Origin of the sequence: Faecalibacterium sp. i21-0019-B1, assembly GCF_042852915.1 — a bacterium.
Taxonomy (GTDB): domain Bacteria; phylum Bacillota; class Clostridia; order Oscillospirales; family Ruminococcaceae; genus Faecalibacterium; species Faecalibacterium taiwanense.
In genome coordinates, this window is the sequence record NZ_AP031425.1 from 869,768 (window position 1) to 886,158 (window position 16,391).

15 protein-coding genes and 1 pseudogene are annotated in these 16,391 nt (G+C 55.5%); 8 read left to right on the forward strand and 8 right to left on the reverse strand.

Annotation, left to right across the window (positions count from 1 at the left end; translation table 11 throughout):
- Positions 1-49: 49 nt before the first annotated feature.
- From ACGHP1_RS04080 to ACGHP1_RS04095, 4 genes are all read right to left on the reverse strand, one after another.
- Positions 50-475: a hypothetical protein gene (locus ACGHP1_RS04080; protein WP_015565006.1), complete on the reverse strand. Its 426-nt coding sequence runs from the start codon at positions 473-475 to the stop codon at positions 50-52.
- Between the two features lie 65 nt (positions 476-540).
- A complete protein-coding gene (locus ACGHP1_RS04085; RefSeq protein ID WP_390507865.1) occupies positions 541-1,575 on the reverse strand; it encodes a ParB/RepB/Spo0J family partition protein in 1,035 nt (344 codons plus the stop codon).
- Complete coding sequence (locus tag ACGHP1_RS04090; RefSeq protein ID WP_097773643.1) at positions 1,532-2,365, reverse strand: ParA family protein; 834 nt, start codon at positions 2,363-2,365, stop codon at positions 1,532-1,534. The genes ACGHP1_RS04085 and ACGHP1_RS04090 overlap by 44 nt, the downstream gene beginning before the upstream one ends.
- Positions 2,365-3,234 carry a DUF6017 domain-containing protein gene (locus tag ACGHP1_RS04095; protein WP_112121921.1) on the reverse strand — a complete coding sequence of 290 codons (870 nt, stop codon included), beginning with the start codon at positions 3,232-3,234 and terminating at the stop codon, positions 2,365-2,367. Before ACGHP1_RS04095 ends, ACGHP1_RS04090 begins: the two co-directional genes overlap by 1 nt.
- Positions 3,235-3,871: 637 nt before the next feature.
- Between ACGHP1_RS04095 and ACGHP1_RS04100 the strand changes: the two genes are divergently transcribed.
- Positions 3,872-4,891: a hypothetical protein gene (locus ACGHP1_RS04100; protein ID WP_243089069.1), complete on the forward strand. Its 1,020-nt coding sequence runs from the start codon at positions 3,872-3,874 to the stop codon at positions 4,889-4,891.
- 74 nt (positions 4,892-4,965) lie between these two features.
- Here ACGHP1_RS04100 and ACGHP1_RS04105 read toward each other — a convergent pair whose 3' ends face one another.
- A complete protein-coding gene (locus tag ACGHP1_RS04105; RefSeq protein WP_390507870.1) occupies positions 4,966-5,916 on the reverse strand; it encodes a pseudouridine synthase in 951 nt (316 codons plus the stop codon).
- Positions 5,917-6,020: 104 nt separating this feature from the next.
- Here ACGHP1_RS04105 and ACGHP1_RS04110 point away from each other — a divergent pair, with 104 nt between their 5' ends.
- The 7 genes from ACGHP1_RS04110 to ACGHP1_RS04140 all read left to right on the forward strand — a co-directional run bounded on the left by ACGHP1_RS04110 (position 6,021) and on the right by ACGHP1_RS04140 (position 14,693).
- A complete protein-coding gene (locus ACGHP1_RS04110) occupies positions 6,021-6,737 on the forward strand; it encodes a hypothetical protein (protein ID WP_390507872.1) in 717 nt (238 codons plus the stop codon).
- A 425-nt stretch (positions 6,738-7,162) separates the two neighbouring features.
- Positions 7,163-9,826, forward strand: a complete 2,664-nt coding sequence (gene alaS, locus ACGHP1_RS04115) for an alanine--tRNA ligase (protein ID WP_390507874.1) — start codon at positions 7,163-7,165, stop codon at positions 9,824-9,826.
- Positions 9,827-9,971: 145 nt separating this feature from the next.
- A complete protein-coding gene (locus ACGHP1_RS04120) occupies positions 9,972-10,304 on the forward strand; it encodes a histidine triad nucleotide-binding protein (RefSeq protein ID WP_332376089.1) in 333 nt (110 codons plus the stop codon).
- 26 nt (positions 10,305-10,330) lie between these two features.
- A complete protein-coding gene (locus ACGHP1_RS04125) occupies positions 10,331-10,870 on the forward strand; it encodes a phosphoribosyltransferase family protein (RefSeq protein ID WP_005946272.1) in 540 nt (179 codons plus the stop codon).
- Between the two features lie 69 nt (positions 10,871-10,939).
- A complete protein-coding gene (locus ACGHP1_RS04130) occupies positions 10,940-12,988 on the forward strand; it encodes a ComEC/Rec2 family competence protein (RefSeq protein WP_390507877.1) in 2,049 nt (682 codons plus the stop codon).
- Positions 12,989-13,053: 65 nt separating this feature from the next.
- Positions 13,054-14,082 (forward strand): DNA polymerase III subunit delta, encoded by a 1,029-nt coding sequence (gene holA, locus ACGHP1_RS04135; protein ID WP_005946275.1) that lies wholly within the window; start codon positions 13,054-13,056, stop codon positions 14,080-14,082.
- The gene (locus ACGHP1_RS04140; protein ID WP_390507879.1) at positions 14,079-14,693 is read left to right on the forward strand and encodes a toprim domain-containing protein; all 615 of its coding nucleotides are present in this window, start codon (positions 14,079-14,081) and stop codon (positions 14,691-14,693) included. The genes holA and ACGHP1_RS04140 overlap by 4 nt, the downstream gene beginning before the upstream one ends.
- A gap of 28 nt (positions 14,694-14,721) precedes the next feature.
- Here ACGHP1_RS04140 and ACGHP1_RS04145 read toward each other — a convergent pair whose 3' ends face one another.
- From ACGHP1_RS04145 to ACGHP1_RS04155, 3 genes and pseudogenes are all read right to left on the reverse strand, one after another.
- On the reverse strand, positions 14,722-15,423 hold the full coding sequence (locus ACGHP1_RS04145) for a sigma-70 family RNA polymerase sigma factor (protein WP_243111979.1): 702 nt from the start codon (positions 15,421-15,423) through the stop codon (positions 14,722-14,724).
- Positions 15,424-15,625: 202 nt separating this feature from the next.
- Positions 15,626-15,946: pseudogene (locus ACGHP1_RS04150) on the reverse strand (recombinase family protein); the annotation flags it as partial.
- Between the two features lie 100 nt (positions 15,947-16,046).
- Positions 16,047-16,376, reverse strand: a complete 330-nt coding sequence (locus ACGHP1_RS04155; protein ID WP_390507882.1) for a hypothetical protein — start codon at positions 16,374-16,376, stop codon at positions 16,047-16,049.
- Between the last annotated feature and the right edge of the window lie 15 nt (positions 16,377-16,391).

Here is a 16,391-nt window from a genome sequence, read left to right on the forward strand (position 1 = left end):
CCGAACTCAAAAAATGCGAAACCGATGAAAAAATTCAGCATAACACACCTCAGACGATGCAAATGCAGGGCAGCTTCTGATCGTCTGCCATGAGTGTAACGCTGTGGCTCGCCAGAAACTTCTGGAAACGGTACACGTCATCAATGGTAAGCGAAATGAAGTTCCCGTCCATGTTGGTGCGTACCAGAATGACCGGGCCAGTCAGGTAACGCTTGCCCGCCATCTTTAGAACCTGTGCCGGATTGTAGCAGAGCAGCAGCGAAGTGTCGGGAAGATGGATGCTGGCATCGCTTTCATCGAAGCAGGGCAGAATGTCAGGGGCTTCATCCAGAGTAATAACCGTCAGTTCCATATCCGGCGCAATGGCGGCAAAGTAGACTTCACCGGGCTTCTTGCCACCTGCCAGAATGGTGCAGATGCGCATATCAATGGTGATCTCCTCGGAACGAATCATACGAGTAGCGGTGTTGTTCATAGGCTTTTTCCTCCATGTTTGCAAAAGAAAAAGACCCAAAGTGGGTCTTGCGTTTTATCTGATCGTCAGCGTTCAGCTTCATGCTTGCGCTTTTTCATGCGCTGGTCGAGCATCTTGAGAATTGAATTTTCGATTTGTTCTGACGAATAGTTGCTCGGAAAATATTTTTTGATAGAATCGCTCCTGAATACAACTTTTTCGGTTTTACTTTCTTCCAAAAGCCCAATGATTTTTTCTTCCATCTCTCTCGGAGTAGAGCTTTCGGGAAAATATTTCCGCAGGGTATCGTTTTTGATAACAACTTTGTCCAATTCGTCCTTTTTCGGTTCACCCATCACGGCAAAGGCAACGTCATACGAGAAATGACCTTCCTGCGCCAGCTTTTTGAGCCGTTGCGCCTGTGAAAGCGATGGGACGTTTTGCGTGTCAGCCATAGCTTCAAGAAAATCTCGCTGCTGGCTTTCATCAAGATAAGAGAGTTCCACCGCAGGGTTAAATGAGATTTTCTTTTCGTCTACCATGTCCAGCAGTTCCGGGATAAGATTGGTTAAGCGGATAAAACGGTGTACTTGGTTGCGGCTATCACCAGCTTCTTGTCCAACAATATCAAGAGCTTGCAACTTCATCCCAACTTGGGATGAAGTTAAATCTGACCTAGCACCTTGCCTTTTCAGTGCATCCAGTTTCATCTTATAGGCAAATGCCCGCTCACTCGGCAAAATCTGTTCGCGCTGAAGATTGGAATCAACCATGAGCAGAACAGCGGCATCGTCCGACATATCACGGACGATAACCGGCAGGGTTTTCAGTCTAGCAAGCTGTGCAGCGTGTTGGCGGCGATGGCCGGAAATGATTTCGTAGCCACCATCCGGGCGCGGACGAGCAATCAGCGGATTTGTGACACCCAACTGCTTTATGCTTTCTACTGTGCGCTGCATAGCTTCATCATCAATCACCTTAAAGGGATGGTCTTTGAACGGATACAACTCATCAATGGGAATTTGCTGTACCTGTTCGCGCTGTTCTTCCTGCCGCGTTTCTTCGGTGGAAAAAATATCATCGTAGCTGTTCAAACTGACGTTTAAGCCGTTTTTCGGCATCGGCCAACACCCCCTTTGCGATGGAATGATAGGCTTCTGCCACTTTGCCTTTCGGGTCATACTGGAAAATGCTTTTTCCGGTCGTGCTGGTTTCGGCAGCGCGGACAGAACGGGGAATTGTCTGGTCGAACACTTTCAAATGCTTTCCGTAGGCTTGCCGAATCAGATTGCTGATTTGCTGCCCATAGATGGTGCGGCTGTCCGTCATGGTGAGCAGGATGCCCTCAATTTTCAGTTTCGGGTTTATCTGCCGCCTTACTTTCTGCACGGTTTGAAGCAACTGCTCCAGCCCTTTTGCCGAAAGATATTGTGCTTGCACCGGAATCAGTGCGGAATCTGCCGCTGCCAGCGCATTGACCGTCAGCATACCGAGAGAGGGAGTGCAGTCAATCAGAATATAGTCGTACTCGCGTTTTGCGCTTTCCAACACCTGTTTCATCACTTTCTCCCGGCTCATGGTATTCACCAGAGCCACTTCCAGTCCGGCCAGTTCGATGTTGGCCGGGATAAGGTCAACGCCCTCCGCATGGTGCAGAATCCCTTCGCCGGGTGGAATACACTGGTCGTTCATGGCTTTCTGCATAAGAGTAGAGAGTGTAGTGGGCAGTGCATCCGGGTCTTGCCAGCCCATACTGACAGTAAGCGAACCCTGTGGGTCAGCGTCCACAAGCAGAACTTTCTTGCCCTCCATTGCAAGCCCTACGCCCAAATTTTCACAGGTGGTGGTTTTGCCCGTGCCGCCTTTCTGGTTGATAACGGCTATCGTTGTTGCCTTTTTGGAAATTTTCATCACCTCCGAGCTGCTAAATCATGGTTGACTTTGTTTTGATAATAGAGCTGTATTGTGGTTGGAGCATTGAATAGTGCGGCCAGAAGGTACTGCTTCATATTCCGTATCGGGGAAGTGTTCGCTGCCAGACAGTCCAGTACGAAGCGGATGTGGTCTGCATTCAACTTTTTTAGCCGACTGAGCACAACTTCGGCGGGCTTATCATCGCCAGCGATTCTTATGAGTTTACGCTTGCTGTCACAGGTGTCCACCAGCAAATCTACGATCTGATAGATGGTATCTTCATCATCCGGGTAAAGCCGGAGAAGAAGTTCTATCTCCAAAGAATGTGAAAAATATTCTTCGAGCAGTTTACGATTCTTCATTTTCTCCAATTCATCGGAAAGGATAGGATTCGTATTATTCCGCTCTGTCTTACTCTTTTTATTCTTATTACATCGTGATTTGGGCGGGTCTTGACAAGCGTTTTTAGGACTTCCAGATTCGTGATTTTCACGATTCTGGACACGCTCATTTGAAAGGTCTGACGAAAAGTTTTTCACATACACCAAACTCGGTTTGCCCAGTCCACGGCGTTTTCGTTCAATTAAACCAAAATTTTCAAGTTCCCTGAGTAGCTTGGTCGCTTTGTTGTCTGCGCAACACAAAGCCCTCTTGACATCCTCGATCGTGAAAATGATGAACACCCGGCCTTGCTTGTCGAACCATTCATTTTTAACAGAAAGGCTCATGCGGTCAAGCAGGATGCCGTAGAGTGTTTTGGCATCGGTTGACAGATTTTGAAACCGCTGCTCCTGAAACAGTGCTTTGGGGATGCGATAGAACGAAAAAAGTTTTCCGGCCTGTCCATAGAAGTAGTCGAGCGTCATACAATTCTGTCAAGGATGAAAAAATGACGATGTTTCATTGACATGGTTGACAAATCCTCCTTATGAATAATTCGTGCAAACAAAAAAGCGCAATCTCGATTTTTGAAAATCGGAATTGCGCCATGTAACTTAGTAGGGGAGAATGGTCATTTGTCAGGGTCGGTTGACCACAATTTGACCACAAAAGAAACGAAACATCTTGACATCTAACGAAACAGAATGATAAAATAATTTTGAAATTTGATGATACTGCGTACAAGTGGTATCGGAGTGTCCATTGCGTTTTTGAGAGAAGCACAATGGGGTTCAAGAGGCCGTGAGTTCGATTCTCGCCACTCGGACCAAAAGCTCCACAGACGAATTTGTTCGTCTGTGGAGCTTTTTTGTTTGCCCACAGCGTGGTCAGAAAATGAAAAAAGAATGCAAAATGCGGTGCGATTGAAAAATGTCAGGACGGGATTTTTGTAAAAAATGTAGAATATCTTGCCTGAAACTGTGCATTCTCGCCAACAAAAACTGCCCAAACGTGTTGATATTGAGAAAAAAGCTTCACAAACGTTTACAAAAGGGTAACAGGTTGGTATACTTTATGGTGGTAAACGTAACAAGCCATGGAAGCTGAAAGGAGAACCTACCCGTGAATACCGCTGCACCGTCCCGTAAAAAACTGCTGAGCCTTGTGCTGACACTGGTGTTTATGCTCACCTGCTTGCCGGCTGCCTTGGCGGTTGATCTGAACGTGGACGCAGGCTTCTACTTCAAGCAGAGCCGTGGCGGCACCTGCACACTGGCATCCGCAGCCATGATGCTGCGCCGCCGTGCCTATTTTGACGGCCTGACCGACTGGTCCACTGTGACCGAGAACAGTGTCCGTTCCACAGCATGGTCCAACGGGCTTTCCCACAGCTTTACATATAAGGAGATGCAGGTGGGCTACGGCACACTGCCCTCCCGCAAACAGGAAAAAGTGCAGACCCTGATCACCCTGCTTTCGCAGCACCCGGAGGGCATCGTGCTGTATGACCGCGGCCAGCCCCATGCAGTGCTGCTCACCGACTACACCAACGGCACCTTCTATTGCTCCGATCCGGCAGGCAACATCTCTTCCGGACGCATCCCGCTGGAAAACTCCAGCGTTTCGGTCAATAGGTCCTCCTGCTACTGGTATGTGGCATCAGATCACAACTCCATTGCTGCAGAGGCTGACGGCCTGCGTCTGGAAGGCATGAGCTACCCCATCAATGTCCGTGCGGGCAAGGGCATGGCGCTGACCGGCACTGCAAATGCTGCGCTGGGCACCACCCTGACCAATGTGCAGGTGGCAGTGCTGGACGAGAACGACCAGACGGTGTTCACTGCACAGGCAGCACCCAATACGGCGATCTTCTCCTTCAAGTCGCTGGACAGCTCCATCCGCTTTGGTGAACTGCCCGCAGGCAATTACACCTACATGGTGGTCGTGACCGATTCTCAGGGCGATAACCTCTGCTTTACCAGTGACTTCACGGTTTCGGATGGCTCGGCAAGCAGCGGCGTTTACTGGTCGGTGAAGGATACCGAGGGCACCAAGCTGCTGGACAGCATTCAGGAAGTTCAGGATGCCTTTGCAAATGCAACTGAGTCCACTCTGGGCTGGTTTGGCGGTCTATTCCAGTAAAATCATAAACGACAAAAAAATCCCGGAATACACTTCCGGGATTTCTTTTTTTGCTGTAATTTGTTGTAAAAAGCTTATTTCAGAGTTCCGTCCAGTACCTGACTGTAATACCAGGGCTTTGGTGCGCGGAAGGTCTTGCCGCTGAGGAACTCGAAATCCGGCTGGGTGAAGCGGGGCATGGTGAGTTCCCATGCGCACAGGGCCTGATACTTGAGTTTCAGCTCGCGGTTGGCGGTGTTGTTGCCGTATTTGCTGTCGCCCAGAATGGGGCAACCGATGCTGGCCATGTGTGCGCGGATCTGATGGGTGCGGCCGGTGATCAGCTGCACCTTCAGCAGGGCCAGACGGCCGGAGACGGCGATGGTCTCGTACCGGGTCTCCACGTCCCTGGCACCGGGTTGCTTGTCCTCCACGATCTTCACGATGCCGCGGTCGGCGTCCTTGAGCAGATAGCCGCCCAGAGTGGCATCCGGCGGCATCGGACGGCCGAAGGTGACGCAGAGGTAGGTCTTTTTCACATCGCGGTTCTTGATGGCTGCAAGGAACAGCTCTTCGGCCTCCGGGGTCTTGGCAACGATGACAAGGCCGCTGGTGCCGGTGTCCAGCCGGTGGCACAGCGCCGGGGTGTACAGGTCGTTCTCCTTGTACTCGCCCTGCTGGTTCAGGTAGAGCAGGGTGCGGTTCAGCAGGGTATCGTCCTCCGGACCATCCACGGCAAGACCGGCGGGCTTGTTCACAATGACGATCTGCGGGCAGTCATACACCACCTGTGCCGGGCCGCGGGCGTTCTTCCACGCCGGGCCGTCCACACGGCGGTCCGCATCCAGAACTTCATCCAGAATGAACAGCTTGATCTCATCACCGGCCATCACGCGGGTGGAAAGCGGCTGCTTTTTGCCGTTCAGCTTGATTTTGTTCTCCCGCAGGGCCTTGTTCAGGCGGCCCGGGGTCAGGGCGGGGAACTGCTGGGTCAGATAGTTGTCCAGCCGGGTAGGGGCAAGACATTTTACTTTTAAAATTTTCACGGGAAATTCCTCTCTATCTTAAAATCAGTTGCAATAGAATGGGTTCTTGATTCGTTTTTATTGTAGCGGAATAAATCTACCGCGTCAAGAAAGAAGGTATTTTTATGAACCTGAAATATAAGATTCTGGCTGTTCTGGCTGCTGGCATCGCATTGACGGCCTGCGGCGGCTCCGGCACCCCCGCCAGCACCCCCGCATCCAGTGCAGTGCCGGCCTCGTCCCATGTGGCAGAAGAAGGCGTTACGGAACCGATCAATCTGCGGACATGGACACTGGATGACCTTGATGACACGCAGACCACCACATTTGTTTCTGCCTCCATTACCTCCGGTGTGCAGAACGGTAAATTGACTGCAAAGGTGTTCGGCTACGACATTTATAAGAAAGAGGAGATTGAAAAGCTTGCTGTCGGCGATAAGATCGCCTTCCATGAAGAGGGTGCGGCGCAGGATCAATGTGTGACAACCGAGGTGAAAAGCATTGAGCGGAATGACCAGTACCATTTTGTAAGCATCAATGGCGGCATGGAGCAGCCCGGCGGACTGGACTTGAAGCTGGAGGATGATGACACCTACCGGACGATGACCTTTGACGATTACCCGCTCTATTACGAGATGGGAGAAAAGACGATGCCGCTGGCAGAGGATGTAGTGCTGAAGGACAGTTCTGCCGACCCGCAGGCCGAAGCCGTGGAGACTACGGGCGCGGATGCGGTGGCAGCGGCAATCAATGCAGACCCCGATAACTGGACCACCTATAATACCACGCTGGTGGTGCAGGGCGGCAAGGTGCTGGAGGTGCGCCGCATCTGGGTGCCGTAAATTTTGCTCAAAACCGTTGACAAACGTTTTGCGTATGCTATAATTTAGCTGTACGCAAAGGGGCACTTCGCCTGCCTTGCGGAATGTAAAATTATGACAGATGGCAATGATGGGGTCAGAAATGTACACCGCCGTTCAGAGAGAGCGCCCACGGCTGTAAGGTGCTCCGGTCGGGATTATTTCGCGCCACCCCGGAGCTTCCGGCGACACAAGTCGGACGCTGCGCAGCGTTAACGCGCCGAAAGCGGCAGGGGACACATTTTATCCTTTGCAATTTGGGTGGTACCACGGAGTTTGATGCACAAGCAGCCTTCGTCCCTTTTGGGATGAGGGCTGCTTTTTGTTTTTTTCACCGTGCCGCCCCTCTGCCATAACAGCATAAAAACGGCGCACAAGCGCCAAAGACGATTGAGGAGAGAAAACCTATGCAATGGATCGGTTTGAATGAACTGCGTGAAAAGTACCTGAGCTTCTTTGAGAGCAAGGGTCATCTGCGTCTGGACAGCTTCCCGCTGGTGCCCAAGAACGACCCCAGCCTGCTGCTGATCAACAGCGGCATGGCCCCCATGAAAAAGTGGTTTCTGGCTCAGGAAGAGCCGCCCCGTCACCGCGTGACCACCTGCCAGAAGTGCATCCGCACCCCGGATATTGAGCGCGTTGGCATCACTGCCCGCCACGGCACCTTCTTTGAAATGCTGGGCAACTTCTCCTTCCAGGATTACTTCAAAGAAGAGGTCATTCCCTGGGCATGGGAGTTCCTGACTTCTGACGAGTGGATGGCCATTCCGAAGGATCGCCTGCACATCTCTGTGTACGAAGAGGACGACGAGGCTTACGATATCTGGACCAAGAAGGTGGGCATCGCCCCCGACCACATGGTGCGTCTGGGCAAGGAAGACAACTTCTGGGAGCATGGCTCCGGCCCGTGCGGCCCCTGCTCCGAGATCTACTTTGACCGCGGTCCCGAGTACGGCTGCGGCAAGCCGACCTGCGGCGTGGGCTGCGACTGCGACCGCTATATGGAGATCTGGAATCTGGTGTTCAGTCAGTTCGATGCCGACGGCAAGGGCCACTACGAGCGTCTGGCACGCCCCAACATCGATACCGGCATGGGTCTGGAGCGTCTGGCCTGCGTGATGCAGGGCGTGGACAACCTGTTTGAGGTTGACACCGTGCAGAGCGTGCTGCACCATGTAGAGCACATTGCCAACAAGACCTACGGCGAGGACGACAAGACCGATATCTCCATCCGTGTCATCACCGACCACATCCGCAGCTGCACCTTCATGGTGTCCGACGGCATCCTGCCTTCCAACGAGGGCCGCGGCTATGTGCTGCGCCGCCTGCTGCGCCGTGCTGCCCGCCATGGCCGTATGCTGGGCATCACCCGCCCGTTCCTGGTGGAGCTGGTGGAGACTGTCATCCAGTCCAGCGAGAGCGCATACCCCGAGCTGCGCGAGCACGATGCTTATATCAAGAAGGTCATCGGCACCGAGGAGGCAAACTTTGCCCGCACCATCGATGCCGGCATGAACATCCTGAACAACATGATCGACGGTCTGGAAAAGGCACATGAGCACCTGCTGAAGGGTCTGGATGTGTTCAAGCTGAACGATACCTTCGGCTTCCCGCTGGATCTGACCAAGGAGATCGCTGCAGAGCAGGGCATTGAGATCGACGAGGAAGGCTTCCACGCCGAAATGACCAAGCAGAAGGAGCGTGCCCGTGCAGAGCGCCTGAAGAAGAACATCTCCGGCTGGAGCGAGGATCTGTTCGGTGCGCTGGATGCAGAGCCCACCGTCTTTACCGGCTACGAGACCCTGAACGACACCGGCGTTGTGGTCGCCCTGAGCGACGAAGAGACCCTGACCGATGCCATTGCTACCGACGAGGAAGCAAAGGACGGCGTGCTGGTGGTTCTGGATAAGACTCCCTTCTACGCTGAGATGGGCGGTCAGGCTGCGGACCACGGCATGCTGAACAGCGCCGACTGCAGCCTGCGCGTGCTGGATGTGAAGAAGACCCCCAAGGGCTACTACGTCCACACCTGCGTGCTGGAGAGCGGCATCGTGAAGGTGGGCGACCACCTGACCGCTCAGGTGGATAAGGAATACCGCATGGCCATTGCCCGCAACCACACCGCCACCCATCTGCTGCAGGCAGCTCTGCGTGAAGTGCTGGGCGACCACGTCCATCAGGCAGGCTCCTATCAGGATGCAGAGATCACTCACTTCGACTTTACCCACTTCAGCGCTGTCACTCCCGAGGAGCTGGCCCGCGTGCAGAAGATCGTGAACGATAAAATCTACGAGTCCATGAACGTCACCGTCCGGGAAATGCCCATTGAGGAAGCCAAGAAGCTGGGTGCAATGGCTCTGTTCGGCGAAAAGTACGGCAAGGTCGTGCGTGTTGTGGACATCGAGGGTTGGTCTACCGAGTTCTGCGGCGGCACCCACGTGAAGAACACCGCCCAGATCGGCGGCTTCAAGATCGTGAGCGAGGCCTCCGTTGCTGCGGGCATCCGCCGCATCGAGGCTGTCACCGGCCGCAACCTGCTGATCCGTGCAAACCTGCAGGAGGCTATGCTGCATACCGTGGCAAGCACCCTGAAGGCCAACAACGTGACCGCTCTGCCCGTCCGTGCCGAGGCCGTGATGGCTGAGAACAAGGCTCTGGCCAAGGAGCTGGAAGAGATCAAGGCACAGGTCGCCGCTTCCAAGGTGACCAGCCTGTTTGACAATGCCGAGGAGATCGGCGGCGTGAAGATCGCTTCTGCATACTTCACCGGCACCACCGGCGACACCCTGCGCGGCATGTGCGATACCGTCCGCGACAAGGCTGTGAAGCCCGCTGTGGCGGTTCTGGTGGGCAAGGCTGAGGATAAGATCACCATGGCTGTCACTGTGACCAAACAGGCACAGGAAAAGGGCCTGAAGGCCGGTGCTCTGGTCAAGGAGATCGCTGCCATTGCCGGCGGCAAGGGCGGCGGCAAGCCGGACTTTGCAATGGCCGGCCTGAAGGATGAGACCAAGATCGACGAAGCTCTGGCTGCTGTCGGCACCATCGTCAAGAAGGCTCTGGGCGAATAAGAAAACGGGTTCGCCCTCTCCGTCAGCGCTGACGCGCTGCCAAAGTTTATGGTTTTGCCAAGGGCTCTCTCTTTGGGAGAGCTGGACGCAAAGCGGCCTGAGAGGGCGGGGACGTTTATAAAATATCAGGAAGGAGTTGTTTCCCATGGAAGATTGTCTGTTCTGTATGATCGCGGAGGGGAAAATCCCCTCCAAGAAGCTGTACGAGGACGAGCAGGTGGTGGCGTTCTACGACATCAACCCGCAGGCCAAGGTGCACTTTCTGGTGGTGCCCCAAAAGCACATTGTCTCTGCCGCTGCGCTGACCGAAGAGGACGGCGCACTGCTGGGCCATATCTTTGCAGTGATCGCAAAGCTGGCTGCGGAGCAGGGCCTGAACAACGGCTACCGCGTCATCTCCAATGTTGGCGAGGACGCAGGCCAGACCGTGAAACATCTGCATTTCCATGTTCTGGGCGGCGAAAAGCTGCCTGTCTGATTCCAATAAAAAGGGAGCGTTGAATTATGGCTGAGACCTATACTCTGCACGTTGCAGGCCTGACCCGTGAGCTGACCATCTGCAAGGTGAATGACCACATGGACATTGCTGCTTTTATCATGCTGGGTGATGCCGAGCTGACCGTGGCTGCTGCCGCTGAACTGCTGAAGAAGTGCCCGGATTTTGATATCCTGCTGACCGCCGAGGCCAAGGGCATCCCTCTGGCACACGAGATGAGCCGCCAGAGCGGCAAGCCCTACGTCTGCGCACGCAAGGGCGAAAAGCTGTATATGACCGACCCCGTGGTGGTGGAGGATCAGTCCATTACCACCGCAGGCAAGCAGAAGCTGGTCATCGACCGCAAGGAGCTGGACAAGATGAGCGGCAAGCGCGTTCTGGTGGTGGACGATGTCATTTCCACTGGCGGTTCGCTCAAGGCTCTGGACGCGCTGGCTGAGCAGACCCAGTGCACCATTGTGGGCCAGGCCGCTGTTCTGGCCGAGGGCGATGCAGCTGAGCGCAAGGATATCATCTTCCTGGAGCCGCTGCCTCTGTTCTTCCACTAAGCTGCAATGCGACGCCCGCTCTGCGTTTTCTGCGCTGGAATGCTGGGTGTGGAGTTAGTGTGCGTTTTTTTGCCGCAAACGGAACTTTTTGTGCCGTTTGCGGCATTTTTTGTTGCCGTTTGTCTGGTGCTGTGCATCTTTGATGCTGCCCGCAAAGCAGCGCTCTGCATCCTGCTGGGTGCTGCTGTGGGTATGGCATCGGTGCTGCACACGGCAAACCGGCTGGAGCGCATCCGGGTGCAATATGCAGGCCGTCCACTGGTGCTGACCGCAGAGGTGGAAAGCACGGCGGATTCCTACGATCCCGGTATCGTGGATGCGGTTTTGCATGTAGAGAAAGTGAACGGCAGCGCGGCATCCTTCCGGGTGGAGTGCAGTGCTTTGCCGGAGTGCAAAGCCGGGGAAAGGGTGCAGGGAAGATTTATACTGTCGGCCCCGGCATCCGGAAACCGGGTCAGCCTGTATGCGGACGGCATCGCTCTGCAGGCGGAAATGGACGAGGATGGGCCGGAGCTTACAGTTCTGGGCGAAAGCGGTAGCTTCCGCGCCCGCACCCACCGCCTGCAGCAAAGGCTCAGTGCGTCGCTGCGCCGCCGTATGGACGGCAAGACCGGCGGTGTGCTGGCTGCCATGACTACCGGCGACCGGAGTTATCTGTCTTCGGCCATGCGCAGCGCCTACCGGGGCGCGGGTCTTGCCCATGTGCTGGTGGTAAGCGGAATGCATGTGTCCATTTTGTGCGGTGATATCCTCAGCACACTCCTGCCCTACGAGTGGGAGCAGAGCTACCGCAGGCGCAGACGCCGGGCGGTATTCCGAAGTCTGCTGGCCTTTTTGCTGATGGGCGTGACCGGCTTCACACCCTCGGTATGCCGCGCCGCAGTGGCGGTCTGGGTCGGTGCACTGGGCGTGTGGCTGTACGGCCCGCCGGATACCCTTACCTCTCTGGCGGTGGCAGGTATCGTTATGACCGCAGGCAACAGCTATGCAGTGTGCGATATCGGCTTTGAACTTTCGTTTGCGGCGGTGGTGGGCACGGTGGCAGGCGGTGTGTGCATCCGCCGCGCCCGGGATGCGTGGTACCGCCAGTTCTGGAAAAACGCGAAAAATCCGGTGAAGCGCCCATGGTATTTCAAACTGCCGGAACGTCTTTGGGGCCTTGCGGAAAGCATTTGCATCTCGTTTTGTGCTTCGGTGGCCACATTCCCGGTGCTGGTGCTGCGCGGGCTGAGTGTGAGCATTTATGCGGTGGTATCCAGTGTGGCGGTGCTGTGGCTCATCCAGCCCATGATGCTGCTGGGCCTTGGCACGGCCTTTGCCGGCCTGGTACCCGCTCTTGCTCCGCTGTATGGGGTGCTGTCCGCAGCGTCTGCGGCGTTGACCGGCCTGCTCGACCGCTGGGCCGTCTGGATCTCTGCAAAACCGGGCGCGGGAATCTACTTCGATACGGCCTATGCAGCCATCGTGTGTCTGGTGCTGATCCTGTTGTGCTGGCTGGCGTTCCACTGGCGGGTACGGCTGCGGGTGGCAGGGCCATGCATCCTGCTGGCGGCAGCTGTTTCCATCGGGCTGGGCAATGCTCTCAGCCGGGATGTGGTGCACATCGACCTTGTAGGCAGCGCCAACGCGCCGGCAGTGGTCGTCACCCAGAACGATACCGCCGTGGTGCTGTTCCGGGGCGGGAATTCGGTCCGGAATGCAGTGGAAGAACAGCTGGCCCGGCGGGGCGCGGCGAAAATTGAACTGCTGGTGGATCTGCGCACAAAACCGGAAACGCCCTGTGCGCTGGAAGCGGAACAGAGCGTTTTGACAGAAGAAATGTCTGTGAACACCGCGCAAAAGCAGAAGTGCACACCCGCACTTGTGGAAGTCCTGCGCACCCGGAATGGCTGTCTTGTGCGGCTGACTGTGGGCAACCGGCAGTTTGCCGTGGTCAATGGAACTGTAGAACTGGCAAAACAGGTCACAGTGCAGTGGCTGCTGGCCTCCCCTGCAAAGCCGGATGCTGTGCAGTATAAAAATGTTCTGGCCCTGCGCAGCTATGACTGGATGGACAACAGAAAAGAACTGGCGGCATCCATCAGCCTGCGGCGGCACGGCGGGCTGAAAACGGAGTGATGCTTTGCAATCCGGGCAGAGTGTGGTACAATAGAACAACACCATAAGAGAAGGGAGGTGCCTGCATGGCGACCGAGACAAAACTCCGGCAGTTGGCGGACAAGGGCTGCCCGGTCTACTATTTTTATTCCAGTGAACGGTATCTGGTGCGGCAGGCGGTCACGGCCATCACCCGCATCCTGACCGCAGACAGCGACGAGGATGCCACGGTTCTGGATGGAGCTGCGCCGGAGATCGAACAGCTCATCATGGCGGCGGGCACCATCTCATTTTTTGGTACCCGGCGTGTGGTGGTGCTGCCGGAGATCGACCCTGCAGCTTACAGTGACAAGGATCTGGAAGAGTTGAACAGCACCCTTTCCAGTCTGGAAAATGCTGTGGTGGTGCTGGGCAGCGTGTTTGAACTGGAGCGCAGCAAGCTCAAAACAGGCAAGCGCGCACAGAAGCTGATCGCGCAGTGCAAGGCGCTTGGCTACACCGAAGAATTGGCTAAGCCCAAGCCCTTTGAACTGAAAATGATGATGATCGACCGCGCAAAGGAGCAGAAAACCACCCTGCCGGACGGCGCAGCGGCGGCGCTGCTGGAGCGCTGTGGCGAGGATCCGTTCCTTTTGGAAAATGAGGTGGACAAGCTCTGTGCATTGTCCGGGTATCAGACGGTCACGGCAGCGATGGTGGCGGAAATGGGCACGGTCAGTCTGGAAGCAGACGTGTTCGAGATGATCCGCATGATCACGGCCAAAAACGCCACAGGTGCCTGCAAAAAGCTGCAGACTTTGCTGCGCCTGCAGCAGGAGCCCATTGCCATTACAGCGGCCATGATCGGCAGCTATGTGGATCTGTACCGGGTCAAGCTGGGGGCAGCAAAACGGAAAAATTACAGCACGGTATTCAAGGATTTTGGCTATAAGGGCAGTGATTACCGGCTCAAGCGGTCGGCCGAAACAGCCTCGCATTACACGCTGGGCCAGATCGAAAACTGTATGCAGGTGCTGCTGGAACTGGACCAGAGCCTGAAAAGCCAGCCTACCGATGACCAGATCCTGCTGGAAACAGCGCTGTGCCGGTTGGCAATGGCGGGGAGCGGACGATGAAGGAAAACGAAATGATCCATACAGGCCGGGTGCTCATTGTGGAGGGTAAGTACGATGCGGCCCGGCTTTCCCATCTGACCGATGCCATGATCCTGCTGACGGATGGCTTTGGCATTTACAGCGACAAAAAGCGCCAGCAGCTGTTCAAAGCGCTGGCGCAGAAAAACGGCCTGATCCTGCTCACGGATTCGGACGCAGCAGGCTTCCGCATCCGCACCTACATCACCAATCTGGTGGGAGAAAAGAATGTGGTTCAGGCTTACGTGCCCGCGATCCACGGCAAGGAAAAGCGCAAGGAGCAGCCCGGCAAGGAGGGCCTGCTGGGGGTCGAGGGTGTGGACGATGCCATTGTTCTACGGGCGCTGCGGGATGCCCTTGGCGCTGAGGCGGGTGCCGCAGCGGCCCGCCCGGAAGGACGGCAAATCACCTATACCGACCTCTACGAGTGGGGGCTTTCCGGCAGGCCGGGCAGCGCCGAGCGCAAGGCAAAGCTTCTGAACGCGCTGGGCCTGCCGCCGCGTCTTTCCAAAAAGGAGCTGGTGGAAGCGCTGAATCGACTGTATACTTTTGAACAATTAAACGAACTACAGTTGAAAATTCTGGATAGCTGACTGCATGGCGCAGGGGCGAGCGCACCGCTCACCTCTGCGCTGTTTTTGTGCTCGGAACATCCCACCGCTGGCGCAGAAGTTCCAGCGCATGAGTTTCCAGACGGGAAACATAGCTGCGGCTGATGTCCAGCAGTTTTGCAGTTTCCAGCTGGGTCAGCGGCGGCTGGCCGGAAAGACCATACCGCAGCAGAATGATCTGTCGCTCCCTGGCGGGCAGGCCGTCCAGCAGCTGCCGCATCCGGCGGATATCGTCCTGCGTTTCGCAGGTGTCCTCCATGCAGAAGCTGTCCTGCAGCACATCGGCCAGCGTCAGCGCAGAGTCACCATCTGATTCCAGCGCTTCCTGCAGCGAGACGGTCCCGCCGGTTTTGCGGTTCCGACGGAACTGCATCCGGATCTCATTTTCAATGCACCGGCTGGCGTAGGTGGAAAAGCGTGCCCGACGGTCAGAGTCGAAAGTATCCACCGCTTTCATCAGGCCGATGGTGCCGATGGAAATAAGGTCGTCCTGATCGCCGGGCAGGGCGTAGTATTTTTTTACGATGTGTGCCACCAGACGCAGATTGTGCCGGATCAGTTTTTCCCGTGCGGCAGGGTCACCGGCACGCAGTGCGGAAAAGGCTTCGGTTTCCTCCCGGGCAGAGAGGGGCCGCGGAAAGCTGCCGCTTTCCAGATGAAGCGCCAGAACCAGAAACTTTGTGGCAAAAAATTGCAGAAGAGATAAAAACATGCCGACCCCTCCCCATAGTATCATAAACGGTTACTGTAATTTATGAAGGAGGGCTTGCCTTTTTTCCGGACTCCGGGGCGAACAGTTCTGCCTCATTGTCCACAAAATACTGATAGGCGTCCTTGTCTGCAATCAGGTAGACAGGATTCTGCAAAATCGACTTGATGGAAAACCGGGTGAACGAACGCCCGGTTTTTGTTTTGATGCCCAGCCGTCCCAGTTCTTCAATCAGGCTGGAAAAGTCGCTGATGTTGCGGCTGATACGGTCCAGACGGTAGACCACAATGGCCTTGAATTTCCGGTCCTTGGCCGCAGTCATCATCTTTTTGAAGTCCGGGCGGTTCAGGTTGCCGCCGGAAAAGCCCTCGTCCTCAAAGACAACGGCATGTTCCGCGGCGGCATCGCCGTAGTGAGTGTGGATATATTCGCGGCAGAGGTCGATCTGATTTCCGATACTTTCGCCCTTGCCGGTATAGCGGGATTTGCGGGAATAGATGGCAATGGTGTCGGCAGTTTTGGCCATGAGATACTCCTTTCCTGTTGTCCGGTGGCCGTAGATGCGGCTATTGTAGCATGGCAGGCCATCTTTGTAAAGAAAAATAACGATAGTCATACATATTTCATCATACGCGGAGGACGAACCGGATGAGCGCACACGGCTGGAAGCGTATTTTATGCAGTCGTTGGAGGTGGACTTGCTGCTCCGGGTCTGCCCGGATGAGGAAGACACCATCGATCAAATCGTGAATGCCCCAGAAGCAGCCGCCCGCCAGATAGATGACATTGTCTTTGGTATCCATATAGGTGATCTCCTCGTCGGACCGGTCAAAAGCCGCTCCGTCCATGTTTGTTTCCTGTCCGCTCTTTTCCTTCGGCACAGTCTGCTGCCCGACAGCGCAGCCGCTGAGCAGCAGCACCGAGGCGAAAAGCAGTGCCAATACGCTTCGATACATCGCGTTTCCTCCTTT

Coding starts and splice junctions, on each gene's coding strand:
- ACGHP1_RS04080 (WP_015565006.1), bottom strand. CDS start 475: ATGAACAACACCGCTACTCGTATGATTCGTTCCGAGGAGATCACCATT.
- ACGHP1_RS04085 (WP_390507865.1), bottom strand. CDS start 1,575: ATGCCGAAAAACGGCTTAAACGTCAGTTTGAACAGCTACGATGATATT.
- ACGHP1_RS04090 (WP_097773643.1), bottom strand. CDS start 2,365: ATGAAAATTTCCAAAAAGGCAACAACGATAGCCGTTATCAACCAGAAA.
- ACGHP1_RS04095 (WP_112121921.1), bottom strand. CDS start 3,234: ATGACGCTCGACTACTTCTATGGACAGGCCGGAAAACTTTTTTCGTTC.
- ACGHP1_RS04110 (WP_390507872.1), top strand. CDS start 6,021: ATGAACCTGAAATATAAGATTCTGGCTGTTCTGGCTGCTGGCATCGCA.
- alaS (WP_390507874.1), top strand. CDS start 7,163: ATGCAATGGATCGGTTTGAATGAACTGCGTGAAAAGTACCTGAGCTTC.
- ACGHP1_RS04120 (WP_332376089.1), top strand. CDS start 9,972: ATGGAAGATTGTCTGTTCTGTATGATCGCGGAGGGGAAAATCCCCTCC.
- ACGHP1_RS04125 (WP_005946272.1), top strand. CDS start 10,331: ATGGCTGAGACCTATACTCTGCACGTTGCAGGCCTGACCCGTGAGCTG.
- holA (WP_005946275.1), top strand. CDS start 13,054: ATGGCGACCGAGACAAAACTCCGGCAGTTGGCGGACAAGGGCTGCCCG.
- ACGHP1_RS04140 (WP_390507879.1), top strand. CDS start 14,079: ATGAAGGAAAACGAAATGATCCATACAGGCCGGGTGCTCATTGTGGAG.
- ACGHP1_RS04145 (WP_243111979.1), bottom strand. CDS start 15,423: ATGTTTTTATCTCTTCTGCAATTTTTTGCCACAAAGTTTCTGGTTCTG.
- ACGHP1_RS04155 (WP_390507882.1), bottom strand. CDS start 16,376: ATGTATCGAAGCGTATTGGCACTGCTTTTCGCCTCGGTGCTGCTGCTC.